The 22,205-nt window shown below is 38.3% G+C and carries 19 protein-coding genes; 10 read left to right on the top strand and 9 right to left on the bottom strand.

The window, feature by feature from the left end; genetic code table 11:
- Positions 1-241: 241 nt before the first annotated feature.
- The 3 genes from ACM03V_RS03765 to recN form a co-directional block, all read right to left on the bottom strand.
- On the bottom strand, positions 242-1,633 hold the full coding sequence (locus ACM03V_RS03765; protein WP_414619411.1) for a Rieske 2Fe-2S domain-containing protein: 1,392 nt from the start codon (positions 1,631-1,633) through the stop codon (positions 242-244).
- Positions 1,634-1,750: 117 nt separating this feature from the next.
- Positions 1,751-2,359 carry a hypothetical protein gene (locus ACM03V_RS03760; protein WP_414619410.1) on the bottom strand — a complete coding sequence of 203 codons (609 nt, stop codon included), beginning with the start codon at positions 2,357-2,359 and terminating at the stop codon, positions 1,751-1,753.
- 107 nt (positions 2,360-2,466) lie between these two features.
- Positions 2,467-4,242, bottom strand: a complete 1,776-nt coding sequence (recN, locus tag ACM03V_RS03755; RefSeq protein ID WP_414619409.1) for a DNA repair protein RecN — start codon at positions 4,240-4,242, stop codon at positions 2,467-2,469.
- Between the two features lie 423 nt (positions 4,243-4,665).
- On the opposite strand from recN, the gene ACM03V_RS03750 reads away from it, so the two are divergent.
- Positions 4,666-6,666, top strand: coding sequence for an ABC1 kinase family protein (locus ACM03V_RS03750; RefSeq protein ID WP_414619408.1), 2,001 nt, complete (start codon positions 4,666-4,668; stop codon positions 6,664-6,666).
- A gap of 269 nt (positions 6,667-6,935) precedes the next feature.
- On the opposite strand, the gene ACM03V_RS03745 is transcribed toward ACM03V_RS03750, so the two are convergent.
- Together ACM03V_RS03745 and ACM03V_RS03740 are read right to left on the bottom strand one after the other, a co-directional pair.
- Positions 6,936-7,217 (bottom strand): hypothetical protein, encoded by a 282-nt coding sequence (locus ACM03V_RS03745; protein ID WP_414619407.1) that lies wholly within the window; start codon positions 7,215-7,217, stop codon positions 6,936-6,938.
- A 174-nt stretch (positions 7,218-7,391) separates the two neighbouring features.
- Positions 7,392-7,823, bottom strand: coding sequence for a GFA family protein (locus ACM03V_RS03740; protein ID WP_414619406.1), 432 nt, complete (start codon positions 7,821-7,823; stop codon positions 7,392-7,394).
- A gap of 276 nt (positions 7,824-8,099) precedes the next feature.
- Here ACM03V_RS03740 and ACM03V_RS03735 point away from each other — a divergent pair, with 276 nt between their 5' ends.
- Together ACM03V_RS03735 and ACM03V_RS03730 are read left to right on the top strand one after the other, a co-directional pair.
- The gene (locus ACM03V_RS03735; RefSeq protein WP_414619405.1) at positions 8,100-8,306 is read left to right on the top strand and encodes a hypothetical protein; all 207 of its coding nucleotides are present in this window, start codon (positions 8,100-8,102) and stop codon (positions 8,304-8,306) included.
- A 146-nt stretch (positions 8,307-8,452) separates the two neighbouring features.
- The gene (locus ACM03V_RS03730; RefSeq protein WP_414619404.1) at positions 8,453-8,608 is read left to right on the top strand and encodes a helix-turn-helix domain-containing protein; all 156 of its coding nucleotides are present in this window, start codon (positions 8,453-8,455) and stop codon (positions 8,606-8,608) included.
- 216 nt (positions 8,609-8,824) lie between these two features.
- Here ACM03V_RS03730 and ACM03V_RS03725 read toward each other — a convergent pair whose 3' ends face one another.
- Together ACM03V_RS03725 and ACM03V_RS03720 are read right to left on the bottom strand one after the other, a co-directional pair.
- The gene (locus tag ACM03V_RS03725; protein ID WP_414619403.1) at positions 8,825-9,271 is read right to left on the bottom strand and encodes a hypothetical protein; all 447 of its coding nucleotides are present in this window, start codon (positions 9,269-9,271) and stop codon (positions 8,825-8,827) included.
- Positions 9,272-9,411: 140 nt separating this feature from the next.
- Positions 9,412-12,405, bottom strand: coding sequence for a valine--tRNA ligase (locus ACM03V_RS03720; protein WP_414619402.1), 2,994 nt, complete (start codon positions 12,403-12,405; stop codon positions 9,412-9,414).
- 454 nt (positions 12,406-12,859) lie between these two features.
- On the opposite strand from ACM03V_RS03720, the gene ACM03V_RS03715 reads away from it, so the two are divergent.
- From ACM03V_RS03715 to ACM03V_RS03705, 3 genes are all read left to right on the top strand, one after another.
- On the top strand, positions 12,860-14,149 hold the full coding sequence (locus ACM03V_RS03715; RefSeq protein WP_414619401.1) for an MFS transporter: 1,290 nt from the start codon (positions 12,860-12,862) through the stop codon (positions 14,147-14,149).
- 150 nt (positions 14,150-14,299) lie between these two features.
- A complete protein-coding gene (locus tag ACM03V_RS03710; protein ID WP_414619400.1) occupies positions 14,300-15,226 on the top strand; it encodes an N-acetylglucosamine kinase in 927 nt (308 codons plus the stop codon).
- A gap of 187 nt (positions 15,227-15,413) precedes the next feature.
- The gene (locus ACM03V_RS03705; protein WP_414619399.1) at positions 15,414-15,926 is read left to right on the top strand and encodes a hypothetical protein; all 513 of its coding nucleotides are present in this window, start codon (positions 15,414-15,416) and stop codon (positions 15,924-15,926) included.
- Between the two features lie 155 nt (positions 15,927-16,081).
- Here ACM03V_RS03705 and ACM03V_RS03700 read toward each other — a convergent pair whose 3' ends face one another.
- Positions 16,082-17,332, bottom strand: a complete 1,251-nt coding sequence (locus ACM03V_RS03700) for an FGGY-family carbohydrate kinase (RefSeq protein WP_414619398.1) — start codon at positions 17,330-17,332, stop codon at positions 16,082-16,084.
- A gap of 204 nt (positions 17,333-17,536) precedes the next feature.
- On the opposite strand from ACM03V_RS03700, the gene psaM reads away from it, so the two are divergent.
- Together psaM and ACM03V_RS03690 are read left to right on the top strand one after the other, a co-directional pair.
- The gene (gene psaM, locus ACM03V_RS03695) at positions 17,537-17,632 is read left to right on the top strand and encodes a photosystem I reaction center subunit XII (protein ID WP_193894758.1); all 96 of its coding nucleotides are present in this window, start codon (positions 17,537-17,539) and stop codon (positions 17,630-17,632) included.
- Between the two features lie 270 nt (positions 17,633-17,902).
- The gene (locus tag ACM03V_RS03690) at positions 17,903-18,313 is read left to right on the top strand and encodes a hypothetical protein (protein WP_414619397.1); all 411 of its coding nucleotides are present in this window, start codon (positions 17,903-17,905) and stop codon (positions 18,311-18,313) included.
- Between the two features lie 205 nt (positions 18,314-18,518).
- Here the strand turns inward: ACM03V_RS03690 and ACM03V_RS03685 are convergent, their stop codons facing one another.
- The gene (locus tag ACM03V_RS03685) at positions 18,519-19,259 is read right to left on the bottom strand and encodes a tetratricopeptide repeat protein (RefSeq protein WP_414619396.1); all 741 of its coding nucleotides are present in this window, start codon (positions 19,257-19,259) and stop codon (positions 18,519-18,521) included.
- 254 nt (positions 19,260-19,513) lie between these two features.
- Between ACM03V_RS03685 and ACM03V_RS03680 the strand changes: the two genes are divergently transcribed.
- The gene (locus ACM03V_RS03680; RefSeq protein WP_414619421.1) at positions 19,514-19,978 is read left to right on the top strand and encodes a hypothetical protein; all 465 of its coding nucleotides are present in this window, start codon (positions 19,514-19,516) and stop codon (positions 19,976-19,978) included.
- Positions 19,979-20,419: 441 nt separating this feature from the next.
- Positions 20,420-22,123 (top strand): SUMF1/EgtB/PvdO family nonheme iron enzyme, encoded by a 1,704-nt coding sequence (locus ACM03V_RS03675; RefSeq protein ID WP_414619395.1) that lies wholly within the window; start codon positions 20,420-20,422, stop codon positions 22,121-22,123.
- Positions 22,124-22,205: the final 82 nt, after the last annotated feature.

The following is a 22,205-nucleotide window of genomic DNA, read 5'->3' as shown; positions in this document are numbered from 1 at the left end:
GCTCATAATATCCTATTATTATTTTCCTTTTTAGAATGAAACAGCCCTGCCTTAAGAAGGGGGGAATTGGAGTTAAAGTCCCCCTTCTTAAGGGGGATTTAGGGGGATCTTACGATATGTGTATACACCGTAGCCTTGTTAAAGAGAGGAATGCCCGTAAGTATAAGGTAAATTTTATTACGTATAAATAAAAAAAATGATATTTAAACACTCTCAGAAAGTACAGATAGATAATTAATACCTATTTTTTCGGTAAATTGCGCGGAGGTACTTCATCTCCTTGATACATCCGCTTTTCTAATCTGCCCAAACCAAGCCATGCACCTGCAAATAAAAGAAATATCGCAGAAAAGGATAATGGTAAAATTACCGATTTAGTTTGTAATAAAGATGTTAGGGGTATCATTGCCCAAGTTACTGCTGTCAGAAGTGCGATCGCCATTCTCAATTTCTGAATTCTCGCGAGTGCTTTACTACAGCTTCCACAATGTTTGGTATGGGAATGATATCTATCTAAAAGTTCTTCCGTCGATAACCTTGGTGGTAAAGTTTCTCCTGGAAATGGATTTGCATTATATTTATTTACCCAGTTTCGCAACTCTGATACATAGGTATCTGCTTTGGTGGGTAAATAAAATGCTTTATTAAAATTGTCACTTCCCCCAGATTCTTCTAAGAAACGCTCTTGATAGTGGAGAAAAATTTGATCGTCTTCTAAAATGCGATTATTACTGATGTGAGAATACCACCGTGGAGTTAACTTAATAAAGAAAGCGGGTAGTTTTGCGGAGAATTTGAAGGGGAAACGCGCAAATAAACGACATTCACCTTTACGGATGGGAGTCGCATAAACCACCGTCAAAGTTCTACCAAATTTCTTGGATGTTAAATCATGACATACCAATCCCGGTGCGATAAAACTCGTATCTTGTTTTCCTAAAGTACCTTTTCTTGGCCCATCTTGCCAAATTCCGGTAAAACCATTTTTACCCGATTCAACTAATTCTAATTCCACGGGTGAAACGCTATCTCTATTCCCAACAGTAGCGTGATGGGTGAAGGGAATATGACTCGAATCAATAACGTTTTCTAATAATGTTAAAGCGTCGTAAGGTAAATCCCGAAAAGTATTTAAAACAACCCATTCATCTGGTGTTTCTTCGATTGCTTCAATAATTGGAACTTCAATATTTTCTGAATTTTCTGGCTTTCCGGGGAAGACAAATAATAATCCTTGTTTAACAGATGTTGGTAGAGATTTAGCACAAGCTCTTTGAGAAGTTTCAGCTTTTCTACCTTCGGGTTGTTGCGGAATGCGTTTACATTCACCATCACCCGCAAAAGCCCAACCATGATAGGGACATTCTAAAAGTCCATCTTCAGCAATTCTTCCTTCGGATAAAGGTACGAGACGATGGGGACATTTATCTTCAAAAACTCGCCATGAAGAAGCTTGTTTATCCCACCAAATTACAACGTCTTTATTAAGGATAGTAAAACGGGTGAGTTTGGATTTATTTAAGTCGTCAATATAATGAATTGGATACCAAGCTTCGAGTACGTCAAATTGATTTGGATTTGTACCACCTGCTGGTAATTTATTAGTTTCAATTGGTTTTGTGATTGTTGTCATTTTTAGGAGAATTTAGTGATAATTAAGATTTTATAATGAACCGCAGAGGGCGCAAAGAGCGCTGAGGAAGAAGTTTAAGAGAGTTTTTTGTAGGGTGATATTTTAGTGAGTTAAAAATTAGTTTAAGCCATCCCGCATCATCCAGACTAAAATACCTAACAACCTTTCTACTGGCAAAATTGAATATTCAGTAAAATCAACCGTTACAATATCTTCTTCTAATTTCAAAAAACTCCATAAATTTCCATTAGTAACACTTCCATAGATAACCGATATCGATTCATCATTGGTCGAATTAAATTTTCGCGCGGCAACCATTTGGGCAATACACTGTCCTAAAGCATCTTTAAAATTCTCTTTCTTTGCTTCTATAACTACTAATGCTGGCGCTTCAATAAATAATTGTTCGGGAGAAAGACTAACAATAAAATCACAACAGCCTGTTAATCCTAAATTTGGATCAACGTTGAATTCTTCACCAGAAAAAAAGCTGATTTCTTTCTTCAAAAACTTTTTCAGTTCAAATATAATCGGACTAATAATTAGTTCGGAACGAGCTTTCCCAGAACCCATTGCAATTGCTAAAGGAATACTGTCTTTTAAATATTCCGCAATATAAGAACTTGGTGAAACAGGCTCAACTTCTGGAAGAAAACATTCATCTTCCACTAATGTTAATTCAAATTGTTCTTTTACTTTTGAAATATCGAAATCTTTGTAAGGCATAAACTGTATATTTGTCTATCTATATCATCTCGGCAACCTAACCCCTAACCCCTTCCCTACTAGGGAAGGAGAATAGGAAAATATATTTATGGGTGAGGGCTTGGTAATTACGTTTTCTTCTTCCTCCCTTTCCCTTTCTCCTTCCCTTCTCGATGAGTCGCTGCTTGCGCTAACAAAGAATCGGCAAAAGCTACAGCATCGATCGCAGATTTTCCACCAGCTAACTGCGCTAATTCATCCCGTCGCTTAGTCAAGTTATCTAAAGCTGTAATTCTAACTACTGTACGCTCTTCCCCATGTCCGTTATTTTCTTTTTCGCCTTTTAACTGATTAATAACCTGTTTATTAACGTGAAAATGCCTGTCAGCCATTGCCGCTACTAATGGTTGGTGAGTAACGCACAACACCTGAAGCTGCAAACTTAATTGATGCAGTTTTTCGGCGATAGTTTGCGCTACCCTACCGGAAACACCAACATCAATTTCGTCAAATACCATTGTTCCAGGGCTATCTGAAGCTGAGAAAGTAGCTTTCAATGCGAGTAAAAAGCGGCTCATTTCACCACCAGAGGCAGTTTCTGAGAGCGGTTGCAAAGGTTCACCAGGATTCGGGCTAAACAAAAAGCTAACTTTATCGCTGCCGTTGGCAGTTGGAGCAATGGGTGCTAACTCAACTTTAAATTGCACTTTATCCATTGCCAGGGGTTTAAGTTGACTAATAATTTCTGCTTCTAATAAAGCTGCTGTAGCGCTACGAAATTTAGTTAGTTTGCTGCATTCTGAAGTTAGTTTATCCAAGCATTCTTGTTCTTGTTTCTCTAAACTTTCAATGGTTTTCTCACCGTCGTTAAGTTCGTTTAACTGCTCTTGAATGCTATTGTAATGCTCTATAACCTCAGCAAGCGAAGGTCCATACTTGCGGCAAATTTGCTTTAATTCCCGAATTCTTTCTTCTACTTCATCCAACCTTTGGGGATCTGCTTCTAAAGCGTCTCCATAAGCATTAATTTGTCTGGCTACTTCCGTCACTGCCGACTGAGCATCCCGAATTAATTCCAAAAGCGGTTGCAATTCCTCAGTGTCGAACTCTACCATATTCATTAAGGTACCTTCGCTGTTTCCCAGCAAGTCCGTAGCTGTGGAACCTCCACCATCGCTTTGATACAAATCTTCGTATACTTTGTAACTCATCTGTTGCAATTCAACAACATGATTAAGACGTTCTTGCTCTTGCAAAAGCTTGTCTAATTCGTTGGGTTCGTCAAGATTTGCCTCTCCCAATTCTTTAGCTTGATAAGTCAATAAATCGAGCTTTTGTAACCTTTCCCGTTCCGAAGTGCGGCGACGTTCTAATAATAAATGCGCTTCGTGATAACGACTGAAAGCAGCACCCACCAGAGAACGCTGCTTCGTTATCCCATCACCACCATAAGAATCCAACCAGTTACGAACCTGGGTAGATTGCCCTACCAGTGCGTTTTGTCCTTGAGCGGTAATTTCCACCAGACGTTCCCGCAGACTGTTCATAAACTGGCGATTTACCAACACACCATTTACCCGCGATCGACTGCGGACACTACTGGTACTTGCGGTAACTTCACGACTTATAACTACTGAATTTTCATCGAGTAAATCAATTTCCTGTTCGGTTAACCAAGCAGCCAAAGCCGAATTAGAACTAAAAGTACCTTCGATCGCGGCTCGATTACTGCCAGTACGAATTACCCGACTGGAGACTTTTCCACCCAAAACAGCATCGATCGCATCAAGAATAATCGATTTACCAGCGCCGGTTTCACCAGTAAGTACATTTAACCCAGCACCAAATTCTAAATCTAATTTGTCAATTAAAGCAAAGTTCTCTATATAAAGGGAGAGCAACATTCAGCCAAATTCTCCGTTAAGGCAGACGCGAATAGTTCTACAGTTTGAGATACTAGAAATTGAACGCAAACAACCTCAAATAGTTACTAATATTAAGATTAAAAAAAATAACTCACGAACAAGTGTACCAAACTTAGTTTAGAAGGTTAGAGGTCTGCATGTCAAAGGTCTGCATATTAGAGGTCAAAGGTTAAAGGTTAAAGGTTGTAAATCTTTGTATGCCACAAGTCAAGGGTAATTACTCTTAAAATATCAGAGGTCAGAGCAATGAGGTAATAGCTACGGTGGTACTAATTCCTAACTCCGGGCCTCCTCACTTAATACCTTTGACATCCAGACCTCTAATATGCAGACCTTATGGGTTACACTTATGAAAGCAATTGTTACAATACTTAACGTTTGTACTGCGGTGCGATATATTTCATGAATATCAAGATAGTTCCTCCAGCCACACCACAAGAGACAAATTTAGTGCTTGCAGAAAATAAAGTAGATACGAATACTGTTGAATTTCCGACGACCATAGAACGTCGAAAGAGTAGTTTGTTAGAAGAGACAACAAGCGAACATTTAGGATTGCGTTACGATGCTTTGGGAATCGCAGCGCATTATAAAAGAAGACCTTTGCAGGTTTGGGGGCGGATATTCACGGTTTTAGCTCCTGCTATTAGCTTTGCTTTGGGCGTGTGGTTTGATAGAAAACTTGGTAAAAAGGTAAAAACTGACCGTCGTCGCGCCGTTCAATTGCGAGAAATGCTGACAAGGTTGGGGCCAGCTTATATTAAAATCGGACAGGCATTGTCCACAAGACCGGATTTAGTTCCTCCGGTGTATCTAGAAGAATTTACTCAGCTACAAGATAAGTTACCACCTTTTCCCAACGAGCTTGCTTATCAGTTTATTGAAGAAGAACTTGGTGCGCGTCCGGAAGAAATTTATAGCGACCTAACACCAGACCCAATCGCCGCAGCTTCTTTAGGACAAGTTTATCGAGGCAGATTAAAAAGTACTGGTGAAGAAGTCGCGGTTAAAGTTCAACGCCCCGACTTACGCGAACGTATAACCATCGATCTATATATCTTGCGTCGATTGGCAGCTTGGGGACAAAAAGCCGTCAAGCAAGTACGCAGCGACTTAGTAGGTATTCTCGATGAATTAGGCGAGCGTATCTTTGAGGAGATGGATTACATCAACGAAGGCGAAAATGCCGAGCGTTTCTTCGAGCTTTACGGTCATTTAAAAGACGTATACGTTCCCAAAATATACTGGGAATACACCAATCGTCGCGTATTGACGATGGAATGGATTAACGGACTTAAATTAACTCAAGTAAACGAAATTGCCGCATTAGGTATAGATGCTCGTTATTTAGTAGAAGTAGGAGTTCAATGTTCTTTACGTCAATTATTAGAACATGGATTTTTCCACGCAGATCCGCACCCCGGTAACTTATTAGCTACCTACGACGGAAAGTTAGCTTATCTTGACTTCGGGATGATGAGCGAAATTCAACCACCGCAACGTTACGGTTTAATTGAGGCGATCGTTCACGTAGTTAACCGCGATTTCGATGCTTTAGCTTACGATTACGTTAAATTAGATTTTCTCACGCCAGATGTCGATCTAACTCCAATTATTCCCGCATTCTCTAGAGTATTCGCTGATGCTGAAGGTGCTTCCGTTGCCGATTTAAATATTAAAACCATCACCGATGATTTATCGGAATTAATGTACGAATATCCCTTCCGCGTACCACCTTATTACGCTTTGATTATTCGTTCTTTGGTAACATTAGAAGGTGTGGCAATATATATTGACCCCAACTTTAAAGTACTTAGCGAAGCATATCCCTATGTTTCTAAAAGATTATTAACCGATCCATCACCAGAATTAAGAGCATCCTTAAAAGATTTATTATTTAAAGATGGTCGTTTTCGCTGGAATCGTTTAGAAAACTTGTTGAAAAATGCTCGTAATTCATATGATTATGATTCTAGCGATGCATTGAATCAAGGATTAGAATTCTTAGCATCAGAGCGTGGTGCATTTATTCGTACCAAATTAGTCGATGAGTTATTTAAAGGAGTAGATGCATTCGGTAGAAACGTAATGCACAACTTTACTCACTTATTAAGAGAAAGAGTTGGTGTTACTGCAATTACTGAAGTTCCTGGTGCATCCAGTGAAGAAAAAGAAACATTAGAGCATATTAGAAATATCATCAAAATTCTGCAACAAGGCGGTAACTTTGATGCATCAAAAACCATTGAACAAGTTAGTAAACTTGTAGTTAATCCCAACGTACAAACTTTAGGACAAAAAATTGCTTCTCAACTCGCGCAGAAAGCAGCAGCGAGGGTTTTGAGAGAATTGTTGGTAACGGAAGAAGCTCAAGTTAGGAAGCAGTTACCTGCTGGGAGTTAGGAGTTAGGAGTTAGGAGTTAGGAGTTAGGAGTTAGGAATAACCGGCGGTTGAAACCGCAGCTACACAAGCGAAACCCACCTGCGTGGGTTATTTTTTTGTTTGAATTTTTTAATAATTATGTAGGTTGGGTTAGGCGTATGAATCAATTTGTGGTTGACGAGGAGTTTTGATGCGCCGTAACCCAACATTTACGTTTTATATTTATATGAGATTACCCAATACATATTAATTGTAAAACCTGATATTTGATTCAACCTACGAACTTGCTTTACTTAACGGTGCGAGTTCTATACCAATATATACCGCAACCCGTGATAATTGATCCAACAACCGGAACCAGTCTAAGAAATATTTCGTTATCCACTCCAAATACATTTTTGAGTAACTCTTGAATAGGTAATCCGATCAACGCCCCTAACAATATCCACAAGACTAGTGGTAAGAAATCTGCCGTTGACCAATAACTGTTTTTCTTACCTGAAAGAGCCATTGCAATTCCTATAGGTAAAGCCGTTAAGAAAGAAATCACAATTGATAAAGAATCTGACATAATTCCACGCTCCGTAGTTGTTTTGCCGTCTGATTAGATTTCGGCAATATATTATACATAAATAACCTCCAACAATAATCATCAATCAGTAGTAAATTGAGTTAAAGCAGTATCAATAATTTTTATAGTTAATGAAGTGTTGAGATGCGCCCCCTTGCCAACACTTAGGTTCTGTTATCCTTCCAACAAAGCTGAATACTCTGCAAAAACTTCCTCTCCCGTCATATTTTTAGTTTTATTTGCCAAGCTATAAAAAGATGGCTTCTCATCAATAAAAATCTGTTTTTCCAAAGTAAAACTTTCCTCATCATCGAGTAAACCAGCAGGAAGTGCATAATGGTTTTGTTCTTTTAAACGATAGAAAAGATGAGTTCCGCACTTGCTACAAAATCCGCGTTCAGCCCATTCGGAAGAATTGAAGACAGATATATTTTCATCACTTTCAAAATTCACATCTTCACCGCATTCAATAGCGAATAAAGGGCCACCAGTCCATTTTCTACACATATTGCAGTGACAAGCATCTACATTATTGCTTTTCGTTTTTACTGAAACCTTTACCGCACCACAGAGACAGCTTCCTTGTTTTTTAAATTCGTTTGTCATGGGTTATTCCTCAAACTGCATAACTATATTATTAGTTTTAGGATGAATAAAGCATCATTGTAAAAAAAAATATATAGACACCTTTCGGGCTAATTAATTAACATCACATTAGACATCTCCGGAAAACATTTATATGGTTTTAATTTTATACACTGACCTAACCCCCCTACCCCCTTCCCTACGAGGGAAGGGGGATTTCAAAGCCTCTCTCCGTTTCGGGGAGAGGTTTGGAGAGGGGTCTTTTTTATGCTGAATATGATAAAGAGGAATGGAAAAATGACCCTTACTTTTAATTCCGAAAAATACAAAGAATTATTAACAAAATATCAGCCAAAATTGATTAAAACTGAAGAAGAGAACGAAAAAGCTTTGGCGATTGTCGAAGAGTTGATGCATCGCAATAATCGTACTCTCGAAGAAAATGAACTTTATGAATTACTAGTACACCACGGCTTAAATAAGGCAACCATTAAAAATGGCTGAAAAGCTTAGAAAATCAAACTTCTTACTTCTTACTTCTTACTTCTTACTTCCGCCAAGCGGTACTAGTTACTTTAATTGAAAAATTTGAACAAGAATATTATAGTCCCAATCAAGCAACTACACCTCATTCTCTGCTACTTTTCTTGATGGAGCAAAAAGATATTAAGCAATCCGATTTGGTTGGAGTTATTGGTTCTAAAGGTGTTGTTTCGGAAGTTGTGAATAGTAAACGAGAAATCAGCAAATCTCAAGCTAAGGCTTTAGGAGATTTTTTTAATGTAGATGCTGGTTTGTTTGTTTAAGTAATTATTCAAATTTTGATCATCTTTCACCATGAGAAGCATAAACGCTATACCCATCTACAAATTGAATTGCGGGTTGATCTTCACCATGTAACTTATGTTGCTCATCAAAAGTAAGGATAGAAGGGCGATCGCATTTTTAATAATATTAAAAAGCATCAAACTCTTGTGAGATGGGCATCCCTGCCCGTCCAAACATATATCAAAAACATAAAATCAACTATCAACATTCTCATCCGGATGATGAGCTTCACTTTTATGCCGTTGCAGCGCTTCTTCTAAGGCTTGAATTTGTTCTCGACGCGCTTCTAATTCCAAAGTTCTACGCGCTAAATCTTGATTTTGTAGAGTTAAATTTTGTCGCCAATCTTCGGCTCTTTCGGCTTCTTGTCGTAAAAAGTCTGGAGAGATTCCGGTAGTAAGATATTTTTGCACTAACTCTAATACCCAACTGGTAGCGTCTTCGATTCTTTCAATTTCTCCTGTAGCTGAAAGTTCGACTAAAACAAGCAAGTTTTCTGTAAAATGTTTACCTTTCCCCAAAAGAATCACAGCATCTTCTGGAATCATCACCCACATAGTTTCAGTTTCTTGACGCGCTAATAACCGTAATTCTAATTGAACTAAAAATTCATTTTTATGTACCTTGGCTAAATAAAGCATGATTTAAAAAAGTTTGTTGTTAGTGGTTAGTTAGTTGTTAGTGGTTAGGAATTAAGAGTTAATAGTTAATTTTTGTCGTGTTCACATCTTGCTCCTGAGCGAAAATTTGATTAATAACTCCTAACTCCTAACTCCTAACTTTACTTAATCCGTGCAAGGCGCGAGCGCAAAATTTCGGCTTGTTTTTCGGCTTCTGCTAAAGAATCTCTGGCTCCTTGTACCACGTCTGCTGGTGCTTTATCAACAAATTTAGAGTTACTTAATCTGCCAGTTAAAGATTGTACTTCAGCTTCTATTTTACTGAGGTTTTTCTCTAGTTTCCCGCGCAGTGCTTCCATATCTATTACTCCTTCGAGGGGAAGCAGTATTTGTACGGTACCGAAAACACCCGTTGCAACTTCTCCTAATTCTTCAGTTTCCGATGATTCTACTTGGGGAAGGTTTGTTTCGGAGGATGAGTTGAAGAATCTTTGCCGTAATTCTTGTCTTTTTTCACCCGAAAGTAGATATATTTTGATAAACCATAGTGAATAACCGAAACCTACAAGTTGGAAGAATGTTCCAAAGAAAGGAATGTTATCTACTGAAATTGCTACAGCGTAAGCGACTCTGGCTAAGGTGATTGTGAGAAAACCTAAGATAATTAGTTTTAAAGCACGGTTAGATTTCTTCTTAGTTACTGTATCGCTCTTTTGTTTATTAGCTATGGTTAAATTCTCAACTTTCGCCAAATCTTTAATTAATGTTTCTCCAGTATTAAGAATTTGACGTTCTTTTAGGCTTTCGCTCTGTAAATTTACGGTAACTTTAACTGAAGGTTTAACGTCTGCTTCTGCTCTTAAGTTGCGAATTGTGCGAATTGTGCCGATTAACAGTTCAAATTCCGATTCTAATTCGGAGTCAATTAATTTTGCATCTGCTTCTGGATATTTTTGCAGCGATAGACTTTCACTGGATTCTGCTTGTTGAGTTAAAGTATGCCAAATTTCTTCGGTAATATGAGGCATAAAGGGACTAAGAAGTTTTAAAATCCCTTCTAATACATAAGCTAAGGTTTGCTGTGCGACTTTTCGCGATGCTGGATCTGCATCTTCCTGCAAGCGAGATTTAACTAACTCGATATACCAGTCGCAAAAATCACCCCATATAAATTCGTAAAGTCCTTTGGCTGCTTCTCCCATGCCATATTTTTCCATGTAACTGTTGGTTTCTTCAACAGTTTGATGGAAGCGGGACAATATCCATTTATCGCTTAATTCTGTGGCTGCGGGTACTCCCAATTGCTGGGGTGTTTGTTCGTCCAAATTCATCATCACAAATCTGGCTGCATTCCACAACTTGTTGGCAAAGTTGCGTGATGCTTCTACCGAGGGAGATTCATCGGTTTTACGGTTGTAATCAAAACGGATATCTTGTCCGACACCGATAACTTCTTTAACCAAGGTGTAGCGTAGAGCATCGGTACCGTATTTATCAATTAATAGTAACGGATCGATACCATTTCCCTTCGACTTGGACATTTTTTTGCCGTTTTCATCCAATACCAAGCCGTGAATGTAAACGTCTTTGAACGGCATTTCTCCAGTAAATTCACCTGCCATCATGGTCATTCTTGCCACCCAGAAGAAGATGATATCAAAGCCAGTTACCAAAACGCTGGTGGGATAATATTTCTGTAAATCTTCAGTTTGTTCGGGCCATCCTAAAGTAGAAAAGGGCCATAATCCAGAAGAAAACCAAGTATCAAGAACGTCTGCATCTCTTTCTAATTGAACATTTTCGCCAAACTGAGATTTAGCTTTTTCCCAAGCTTCTTCCTCACTTTTAGCTACTACAAACGGCGTAGTATCAGTAATTTCACTATTAGTTTCGCTAACCGCATACCAAGCCGGAATTTGATGTCCCCACCATAGCTGACGAGAAATACACCAGTCTTTCAATTTTACCAGCCAATCTTTGTAAACCTTTCCCCAACGTTCGGGATAAAATTCTGGAGATTTCTGCTCGAAAAATTCCAACGCTTTATCAGCCATCGGACGAATTTTGACAAACCACTGAGTTGAAAGCAACGGCTCTACAGGAACTTTACCGCGTTCGCTGTAGGGAACGGTATGTTTGTAATCTTCAATTTTTACTAAAACTTCATCAGCTTCCAATCTAGCAATAACGTTCTTCCGAGCAACAAAACGATCTTGTCCTTGAAACTCCCCGGCATTTTCATTCATCGTGCCGTCTTTATTCATAATATTGATAAACGGCAAATCGTGACGCTTACCCATTTCAAAGTCGTTGGGGTCGTGAGCCGGGGTAACTTTTACACAACCAGTACCGAAACTAGGGTCTACCAATTCATCGCCAATAATGGGGATTTGACGATTCATAATTGGTAAAGTCAGTGTTTTACCGATTAAATGATTGTAGCGATCGTCTTTGGGGTTAACCGCAACTCCAGTATCCCCCAGCATAGTTTCCGGGCGGGTTGTAGCGACTTCCATATAGCCGGAACCGTCGGTGAGAGGATAGCGAAAATGCCACAGCTTACCGTCAACTTCCTTCTGGTCAACCTCTAAATCGGAAACCGCTGATTGAGAAGCCGGACACCAGTTAACTAAGTAATTTCCCCTATAAATCTTGCCTTCATCATAAAGACGGACAAAAGCTTCCAGAACAGCTTTTGATAAACCGCTATCCATCGTAAAGCGTTCTCGCGTCCAATCCACCGACACACCCAAACGCCGCAATTGATTGACAATCGTACCTCCAGACTCCGCTTTCCACTCCCAAGCACGTTCTAAAAATTTATCGCGTCCTAAGTCGTAGCGAGTCTTACCTTCTTCCTTAAGTTGCTTTTCAATAATAGTTTGTACCGCAATACTAGCGTGATCCATTCCGGGGAGATACAACGCATTAAATCCCTTCATCCGGTGATAGCGGACAAGACAATCAATCAAAGTATTGTCAAAAGCGTGCCCCATATGTAGCTTCCCCGTAACGTTGGGTGGGGGAATCATAATCGCGTAAGGTTCGCCACCACCATCAGGGTTAGCTTTGTACAAAAGCTTCTCTTCCCAAAACTTCTGCCATTTAGCTTCAGTGGAAAAAGGATCGTAAAGACTTGGAAGGTTGCTAGTCATGCTGGGAAAACTCTAATTATGGGAGGATATAAACTTAATAAATTTTGCCACAAGCTTGCAGAAGCTCAACAGAATCATTAAAAATCTCTTTTATTATTCGTGGTTGAATGGGGAGATGGGGAGATGGGGAGATGGGGGGATGGGGAGATAATTGTTAACTGCTAACTGCTAACTGTCTAATGTAATAAATTATAAAGATTATCTGAATTTCATCATAGTTGACGAATTTTATAAATTAGACTTGCCATATTTCATTTGCCGTATTTCACTTGAATTTATGGCACAAGCTGTAACAATATTACGTCTGACTACAATCACATAAGTTTTGCTCTATTTACACATAGTAATTACTATTAGTGAATTCAAGTTATGACCAAAAAATAAACAGAAATAATCCAAAATCTAAAAGACACGCATCCGTTGTTAAAATCTAAAATCTAAAATCCAAAATAGAATGACAATCCAAACTGATAAACCGAGAAAAAAATTTATTACACCTTGGGCTTTTGTTCCCAGCCTTTATTTTGCTGAAGGGATGCCGTACATGATTATCAATGCGGTATCGGTAGTATTTTATAAGAATCTAGGAATTGATAACGCTGAAATTACGTTTTGGACGAGTATAATTAACCTGCCTTGGGTTGTGAAAATGTTTTGGGGACCGGCTGTTGATATTTATTCTACAAAAAGAAGATGGCTGCTCACCATGCAATTTGCTATGTGCTTGTGTTTAGGCGCATTAGCTTTATCTTTTCAACTACCAACATCGACTTTCTTTTCTATCTCCTTAGTAATACTATTAGTTGGAGCTTTTATTTCTGCCACATATGATATTGCCACAGATGGTTTTTATATGTTGGCATTAAGTGAAGAGAAGCAAGCTTTTTTCGTTGGAATTCGTACTCTATGCTATCGACTCGCAATTATATTTAGTACTGGGTTTTTAGTATATTTTGCAGGAAGTTTAGAAAAATCAACCCAGAATATTCCTTTAAGTTGGAGCATCACCCTTGGTTTAGCATCAGTAATTTTTGCAATACTTTTTGTATTTCATCTTTTTACTTTGCCACAACCAGAATCAGCAAATAGAGGAGAATCTGATACAAGAAGTGGTATTCCATTTGTAACAGTTATTCGCTCGTACTTTGCTCAACGCGGTATTTTCCCAATTTTAGCATTTATCTTGCTCTATAGATTGGGTGAGGCAATGCTACTAAAAATAGCCACTTTGTTTTTATTAGATGAAGCATCTGCTGGTGGTTTGGGTTTGAGTACGGAAGAATATGGTTTGGTGTATGGAACTTTTGGGGTAATTTCTTTAATTAGCGGCGGTATTTTAGGTGGATTAGTAATTGCTAAATACGGGTTGAAAAAATGCTTGCTACCAATGGCTTTAGCATTAAATTTACCTGACTTATTTTATGTTTACATGGCTTACAATAAACCACCAATCGAATTAGTTTATCCTTTAGTTTCTTTAGAACAATTTGGTTACGGCTTAGGTTTTACAGCTTTCACGGTGTACTTAATGTATATCTGTAAAGGAGAATATAAAACCTCTCACTTTGCAATCTCTACAGGATTAATGGCATTAGGTTTGATGCTTCCCGGTGCAATTAGCGGTACGATTCAACAATCGGTTGGATATCCGGTATTTTTTATTGTGGTATTTTTATTAACAATTCCCGGTATGGCGACTATCTTTTTTATTCCTTTGAAAGAAGAAAGGAGTCAAGCTGATTAAATTATTAGTTTTTAACCTTAGTTTTTAACCTCACCCTGTCCTAATGTCCTAACGGACACGCTACGCTAATGGACATCCCTCTCCTTAATAAGGAGAGGGAACGAGGGTGAGGTTTCAAGTTTATTTAATAGCTTAATTATTCAAAATCAAATGTCTTACGTTCTAGGAATAGATGGTGGTGGAAGTAAAACAGTTTGCGTTTTAATGAACGATAAACGTGAAATTTTGGGACGCGGTAAAGCTGGTTCTTCAAATTATCAAAGCGTGGGAATCGAAGCTGCAAAATATTCTATAGAATCTGCAATTAATACAGCACTTATTCAATATAAAAACATTAACATAGATGCAATTTGTTTAGGACTCGCTGGTGTAGGGCGTTCCAAAGATATAGAAGTTGTTAAAAATATAGTTAAAGATATTCCTATAATTCGCAATATAGAACCGCAAAATATAATCATTTCTCACGATGCATTAATTGCTTTAGTGGGTGGAATTGGTAATGATGTGGGAATTGTAGTTGCTGCGGGTACGGGATCGATAGTTTTCGGTAGAAATTATCAAGGAGAAACTAAAAGAGTCGGTGGTTGTGGATATATTTTAGGTGATGAAGGTGGAGCTTATAAAATCGCTGTTGCAGGAATGCAAGCGGCTTTGAAAGCTCATGATGGAAGGTTAGTTTATACAAGTTTGATTGAAGATTTTAAAAGTTATTTTGATTTAAATAATATAGAAGAATTAATTGAAGTTATTTATCGAAGCGGGTTGGGTGTAAAGGAAATAGCTGCTTTAGCTCCAATTGTTGATAATGCAGCATTTTTAGGTGATGAAGTTGCGAATAACATTATTGATGATGCTGTCAATGAGTTGGTGAAAGCTACGGTGACAGTTATTAATGAGATTTTTGTTGAAGGGGAATTTGTAGAAGTTGTAACTACGGGAAGTGTTTGGAAAAGTAAATCTAAAATGTGGGAGAGGTTTGTAAGTTGTATTAATCCCCAGATTAAGGTTATTTTTCCGAGGTTTGAAGCTGTTTATGGTGCGGGTTTGTTGGCTTTGAAGTGTTGGATAAATACTTAAAAAGGTTCGTAGTTGCGCTTCAGCGCTTCCGGATAAGAGGCGCTGAAGCGCAACTACAAGCCTGAGACAGAAAAATATAGGTTACGTATTGCCAGTATCAAATTAAGCTGATATTTTTAGGTATTATTTTGAAAGGTAACAGTTGACTCAAAAAAGATACTTTTGAGCAGAAACAGGCTAATTGTCAATGAAAGTTGTAAAAAAAACGGTTAGTCTACTCGTATTAAGCGATTTAAAAGAAGTCAGAAATCAAAGAAAATTCTCTTATCGCTTGCTGCTGATAAATTTATTTTTGATGGCGGGATTTTTCTGGGTGATATCTGGCTCAAATGATTTAAAATTCAAGTTAATTTTAGTAGCATTTACTTTTATATTATTGATACCTGGGATACTTTTAATCCGCTTTAATACCAACGAATCAAATTATTTTAAAATCAATCTTAGCGCAAATAAAATTATTCACGAGCGTCGAAAGTTATTCAACAATCATGTCTATAGATATAAACATTCGTTAAATAACGTTATCTTTATCAGCATCAAAAGAATTAATTTTAATAGCGATGACGATCAAAATTACAGAGTAAGAATACATTTTAAATCAAAGAGATATCTTGATATAGGTTATTTCGCAACACCTGAAAAATCTTTTGCAATTGCCAAAACTATATCTAAATTCTTGAAAATACCTTTAAAATATTAACAGTGAACAGTTAACAGTGAGCAGTGTACAGTTTATACGAATCTTATCCTAAAAAATGAAAATAACTTTGTGATTAAATTTATACTATTGATTAATGTTAACTCTTATTCCCATTACCCATTTGCTATTAACTGCTGACTCTTAACTGTTAACTGCTAACTGTAAAGTCCTCGCATCGCTAACAAAGCGCTACCATAAGCAGCTTCAGTATTTACCGAAGAAACTACCGGAACTCCTAAATATTGCTTCCTAATTTCACTCCAAACTCTATTTTTCGCACCACCGCCAGCAGTATAAACGCGAGTCAATTTATCTGCACCAAAGTCTTGCAATAACCTGTATCCCCGCGTTTCAATTCGAGCCATACTTTCCAACAAACCATGCAAAAAATCAACGGAATTATTGGGGCGTGGTTCTAATTTAGGTGGTAAATTGGGGTCATTAATTGGAAAACGCTCTCCAGATTCCAATAAAGGATAATAATCCAATTCGCTGGATTTAGTTATATCTATTTCACGACTAAGATTTTCTAATTCCTCGCTTGTAAAATATTCTTTTAATACAGCACCTCCCGTATTAGAAGCTCCCCCAGTTAACCACAAATCCCCGAAACGATGGCTATAAATCCCGTATTGAGAATTATCTACACGAGTGCGACTTAACAACTTTAAAACTAATGTAGAACCCAAAGAAGTCACCGCTTCACCGGGAGAATTTGCTCCACTAGCAATAAATGCAGCAATACTATCAGTAGTACCCGCACACACTAAACAATTTTTAGGAAAGTTATATTTAGCAGCAATATCCGAACGCAATTCCCCTATGGGATTTCCCGGAATTACTACTTTTGGTAGTTGAATTGATATTTGTAATCTGTTGATCCATTCTGGATATTGCAATGCTTCCACGTCGTAACCTAATTTCAAAGCATTGTGATAGTCGCTGACACCCAACTTGCCGTGCAAAAGAAACCCCAACCAATCTGCTTGATGTAAAAAATACTCAGCTTTTGTAAAAGAAGGTAACTGCATCATCCATAACAGTTTTACCAAGCTTGAGGTAGCGCTTAATACAGTATGGTTCGGTGGAGCAACATTTTTCAATTGTTCGCGCATCCCCGCTCCTCGCGCATCGTTGTAAAGCAAAGGAGCATCAACAGGATTCCCCGCAGCATCGCACAATAAAACAGTTGAGGAAGTTCCGTTAATAGCAATGCGGGTAATTTCTCCCCGTAATTCCCTGCTAAGTTGCCCTAAAAGGCTAAATAAAGCAGTTTGCCAACAATTGATTAAATTGGTATCCAACGACATCTCAAACGGATATCGTACCTCCCCTACAATATTTCCAGCAGAGGCGATCGCCACACCTCTAGCACCAGAAGTCCCGAAATCTATTCCTAAATACATTTAATCAATTAACAATTAACAATTAACAATTAACAATACAAAGTTAGAAGTTAGGAGTTAGAAGTTAATAATTTTCTACCCCCAATCCCAAATTCCCCCTTCAATTGTTGCATCTTGTAACAACTTATTTCCCAATTCGGGTAAAACAGTGAAAAGTAGAAAATGAAGTATTCTGTCGTTCAGTAAGATTAGGAGATTTCTAATATGCCTATTTCAGACACTCAAGTTTATATCGCTTTAGTTGTGGCTTTAATTCCAGGTCTTTTGGCTTGGCGTTTGGCAACTGAACTCTACAAGTAGATCCTTAAGTAAATAATTTTTTATTTCTTCAAACAATTGTAGAGTTTGTAATCCTGGCAATCCTAAGTATCTCTTCCGGAAACTTGTAGCTATTTACTGTAAGTTACTTAGAAGAAAACACTTAGAATTGCTGGGGTTATTTTTTTCGCTTTTTCCCTACGTGTAGCACTTTGAGAAAAATGAAGTAAGATGGCAGCAAATAAAAACAGTAAATAGCTGGTTCTTAGATATTTACCTTCGTACCCGTTTTTTGAGGAGATTGAGTCAATTATGAACGCAATTCAACCGACGAGAGAGGAAGCTCAACCGATACGGCAGCCTAAACGGAATGTTCCTCGACCAAAGCGTCGTTTACGCCAACGTTCTTACCAAATAATGGCGCTGGAAACAACAGTTAAAATAGGGGTTAACTTGGCAATTTCCGCAGCGGCAATATCTGCTTTAACTCAACTTTTGCCCCATCACTGGTCGGCACAAGAAAAGTTACGAGAAGTACGCACTGAAGTTAAAACCGCTCAAGAACGTGTCAATAATCTAAGGGCAGAATTTGATAATACTTTTGATTCCCGTCAAGCTAATAGTATTATGCAGCAGTATGGAAATCGGATACCCCGTAATCAAAAACAAATTGTATTGACTAACAATACAACAGCGGCTGAAATTAAAGAGTCTACACCCTAATTTTTCGAGGAAATATTATTTTTGCGTAGAATAAGTACTATTCCTCTTTGCCTGTATATAAGTGTTCCTTTTAAAGATATAAAGCTAACAGCTAATAGTTAATAAATAATTGGTAATCCTGTAAGATTATTTACCCTTAAGTTATCATCTATTAGCTATTAGCAAAGTTAAAAATCTGCAATAATAAATTAATTTTTTTGCTGTTTTATTCGCCAATCTTCCATTCAGGATGCATGGGAAGCAGTAATTCATTTAACCAATTTTCCACTTGTAAGCGTAGACGCAGAGTTTGGTTATGATTTCCAGCTGCGTGAGTTGATAGTTTTTTCAAAGCACGATTATAGTCGGCGATCGCCATATTCCAATCGCCCCATGCATGATAAGTTCTGCCTTTTTCAGCCAAAATATAGCTTTCTAATTTTCCGAAAAATAGCGCCGTTTCAAAATTATCGATCGCTTCGTTATATTCTCCGAGTTCGCGCAAAGTTATACCTCGGTTAATCCAGGCTCTAACGTGAGTAGGATTTAAGTCTAAAGCTTTTTCATAATCTGCCAAAGCTGCTTCTAAATCATTAATACCGGCGTAATAATTAGCTCTGTTATTATAAGCACTAGCTAATCGGGGATTTATTTGGATCGCTTTATTAAAATCGCGAACCGCTTTTTGTTCTTCACCACTTTGGAAATAAACCAAACCCCGGTTATTGTAATCAATGGCATTATCGGGATTGCGCTCAATCAACTGATTCAAAGCTGCGATCGCAAAATTAAAATCGCCAGTTTTAGCGGATTTTGAAGCACAGGAGCGTAAATCTTTGTCTTCATAAGCGTATAATTGACAACTACTATCCTCATAGCTGTGTTCATCAGCAGTAAATCTCGCAGCATCGCGTTTGCCGATATTATTTTGCTTGTCACCGAATGTTGAAAATAAGTGAATCTTCATATCATCCTTGCCTGAGTTGGTTAGTACGTCCGCTTTCGGTGTGCCCCTGTGTTAGGATTCATCATCCATTAATTCCAGCATCCGAGCGAGTAATTACACTGTCTGCTTAGGAATTAGTAATAGATACCAAAGCTTCGCAGTTAATTCCAGAAAATAACAAATGATTGCAATTTAAAGCGATCGCCACCTTCAACAGCTTGGCAACTGGTAAAATGCCTTCAACTGCTAACTGCTCACTGATTTCAGGTAATCAAATGGTAAATACGATTTCTTATCCCGACGCTCCCGATTTAGCCGCAGATGATTACATAGTCATCGGTTTAGCAACCTGTTTTATCAAAGAAGAAGGCGAAGTGCATCAAGTTGATGTAATCGAACCCATTCCTAGCGCATCTTTAGAATCACTCTTCAAAGGGCTTCCCACATCCTATAAATCAGCCGTCGCCACCACATTAGGAAAAGTTTTCGATGGAGAAACAGCCCACAAACCACCAGAATTAGATAATTCCGCCCAAATAGTCAGCGACTTTGGCGAAAGAGCATTTGCAGCAGCACGTACCTATAAGCGCAAAGAAGAAGCACAATCTTTGATTGCTTTAGGTAAAACCTACAGCGAATTTGAATATTCTATTGAGAAAAAGCGAGTATTGAACGCTCAACGAGTAGTTAATAAAGACGACAACGTGAAACAGCATTCCCATACTCATAAGGTTTTGTAGTTGGGAATTGGGGATGGAGAATAGGTAATTCCTCATTCCTTGTCTTCCAATTTGCCCTCTCCCCCAACCCCTCTCCCAAGCTTGGGAGAGGGGAGCCGGAGGCGGGGTGAGGGAGAAAGATTATGGTTGTGATCAACTTAAAAGTTGTATGAATAAAAAAGGGAAAAATCCTATCAAAGTCAACATTCTAATGTGTGACGGTTACGATAAATTTCCGAAAATAACACAATAAATTGGTTTTACCGTCACTCACCAATCGATAAATGTGAATACCCGTACCACAAGAGTTTTAAAATATCGTCTTGTAGCTAATTTCCTTGTAAACCGCTGTAAATATTAAACTCCCCGCAAAAATAAACATATTCTTCACGAAATAATCCGCAATTTTCCTGTAATAAATATAAAAGAAACCAAAAGATGTAAAACCATCCTCATAGGAAAATGCAACTCTGGACACCCAAACAACAATTACAAAACGGTAAATTCACAATTCAGAAAGTATTAGGTGGTGGTGGTTTTGGTGTCACCTACAGCGCTATAGATAGAAACACAAATAATATTGTTGCGATAAAAACTCTTAATCCGATTCATCAAAGTAAATTAGATTTTGAACAACAGCAGGTAAAGTTCGTTCAAGAAGCTTTTCGTTTAGTACAGTGCAGCCATCCCCACATTGTCAAAGTTCATGAAGTGATTAACGAAAACGGACTTTGGGGAATGGTAATGGAATATATTTCAGGTGAAGATTTAGCCGTATACATTAACCAACGCGGTAAATTATCGGAAGCACAAGCCTTGGGGTATATTAACCAAGTTGGAACAGCTTTAGAATACATCCATCAGCAAGGAATGTTGCATCGGGATGTCAAACCGAATAATATCGTTTTGCGTCACAGTCAGCAAGAAGCGGTATTAATTGACTTTGGTTTAGCGCGGGAATTTGACTTAAATAAAACCGGAAGCATGACTAATTCTAAAACGGAAGGTTATGCACCGATTGAACAGTATGAAAGACGGGGTAAATTTGGTACTTATACAGATGTTTATGCTTTAGCTGCGACTTTGTATGCTCTTGTGACTGGTGAAACTCCCCTACCTGCAAACTTTCGTAAAACTGGTATTCCTTTACCGTCACCACAGCAGCGAAATCCTAATATTAGTGACAGGGTGAATGATGCGATTATCAAAGGGATGGGGTTGGAACCGCATGAAAGAACTCAGACGGTGCGGGAGTGGTTAGAGTTGGTAATGCCAACTCAGGTTAAATTTTCAATTCCGACTCAGAAATTCAAATTTGAGTACGCCAAAATAGATAAAAATCTCAAAATTACTAAATATCCTGGGCAAGCTGAAGCCTTTATAGAAGACTTAGGTAATGGTATAACTCTAGAAATGGTATCAATTTCTGGTGGTAGCTTTATGATGGGTGCGCCAAGGAATGAAGAGGCAAGTAGAGATAACGAACATCCCCAACACAAAGTAAATATTCAACAATTTTTCATGGGTAAATACCAAGTTACCCAGGAACAGTATCAAGTAATTACAGGTAAAAATCCTTCCCATTTCCAAGGTAAAAAGCGACCAGTTGAACGAGTTACTTGGTATGATGCAGTTGAATTTTGCGAAGAGTTATCCAAACTCACAGGAAAACAATATCGATTACCCAGCGAAGCAGAATGGGAATACGCTTGTCGCGCTGGTACAACTACTCCGTTCCATTTTGGCGAAACCATTACCACCGATCTAGCTAATTTTAGAGGGACAGACGTTGATTACCTATGGAAATTATACCGAGGCAATTACGGCAATGGTTTTAAAGGTGCATTTAGAGAACAAACTACAGATGTAGGAACTTTCCCTTTCCCTGCTAATTCCTTTGGATTGTACGATATGCACGGCAATGTCTGGGAATGGTGTCTTGATGATTGGCACGATAATTATCAGGGTGCGCCGACTGATGGTAGTGCTTGGTTTGATGATAATGATAATATTTCTCAAAAAACTGGTTTTGTTTGTCTGCGGGGCGGTTCCTGGAACGACGATCCTGAGTTCTGCCGTTCCGCGTCTCGCGACTACTCTTTTACGCGCGGCAACGTCAGCCTCAATGTTGGTTTTCGTGTTGTCTGCGGGGTTGGGAGGACTTAAATAGCCCTTTTCTCTTTTCCCCTTTTCCCCTCTATCCTTTCTTTTTTACCCTTACCCCCGCCGTTAGGCGGTCGATTTTTTT

The organism is Calothrix sp. CCY 0018, from assembly GCF_963920925.1.
GTDB lineage: Bacteria > Cyanobacteriota > Cyanobacteriia > Cyanobacteriales > Nostocaceae > Rivularia.
This window is presented reverse-complemented; position numbering and strand designations above follow the sequence as displayed.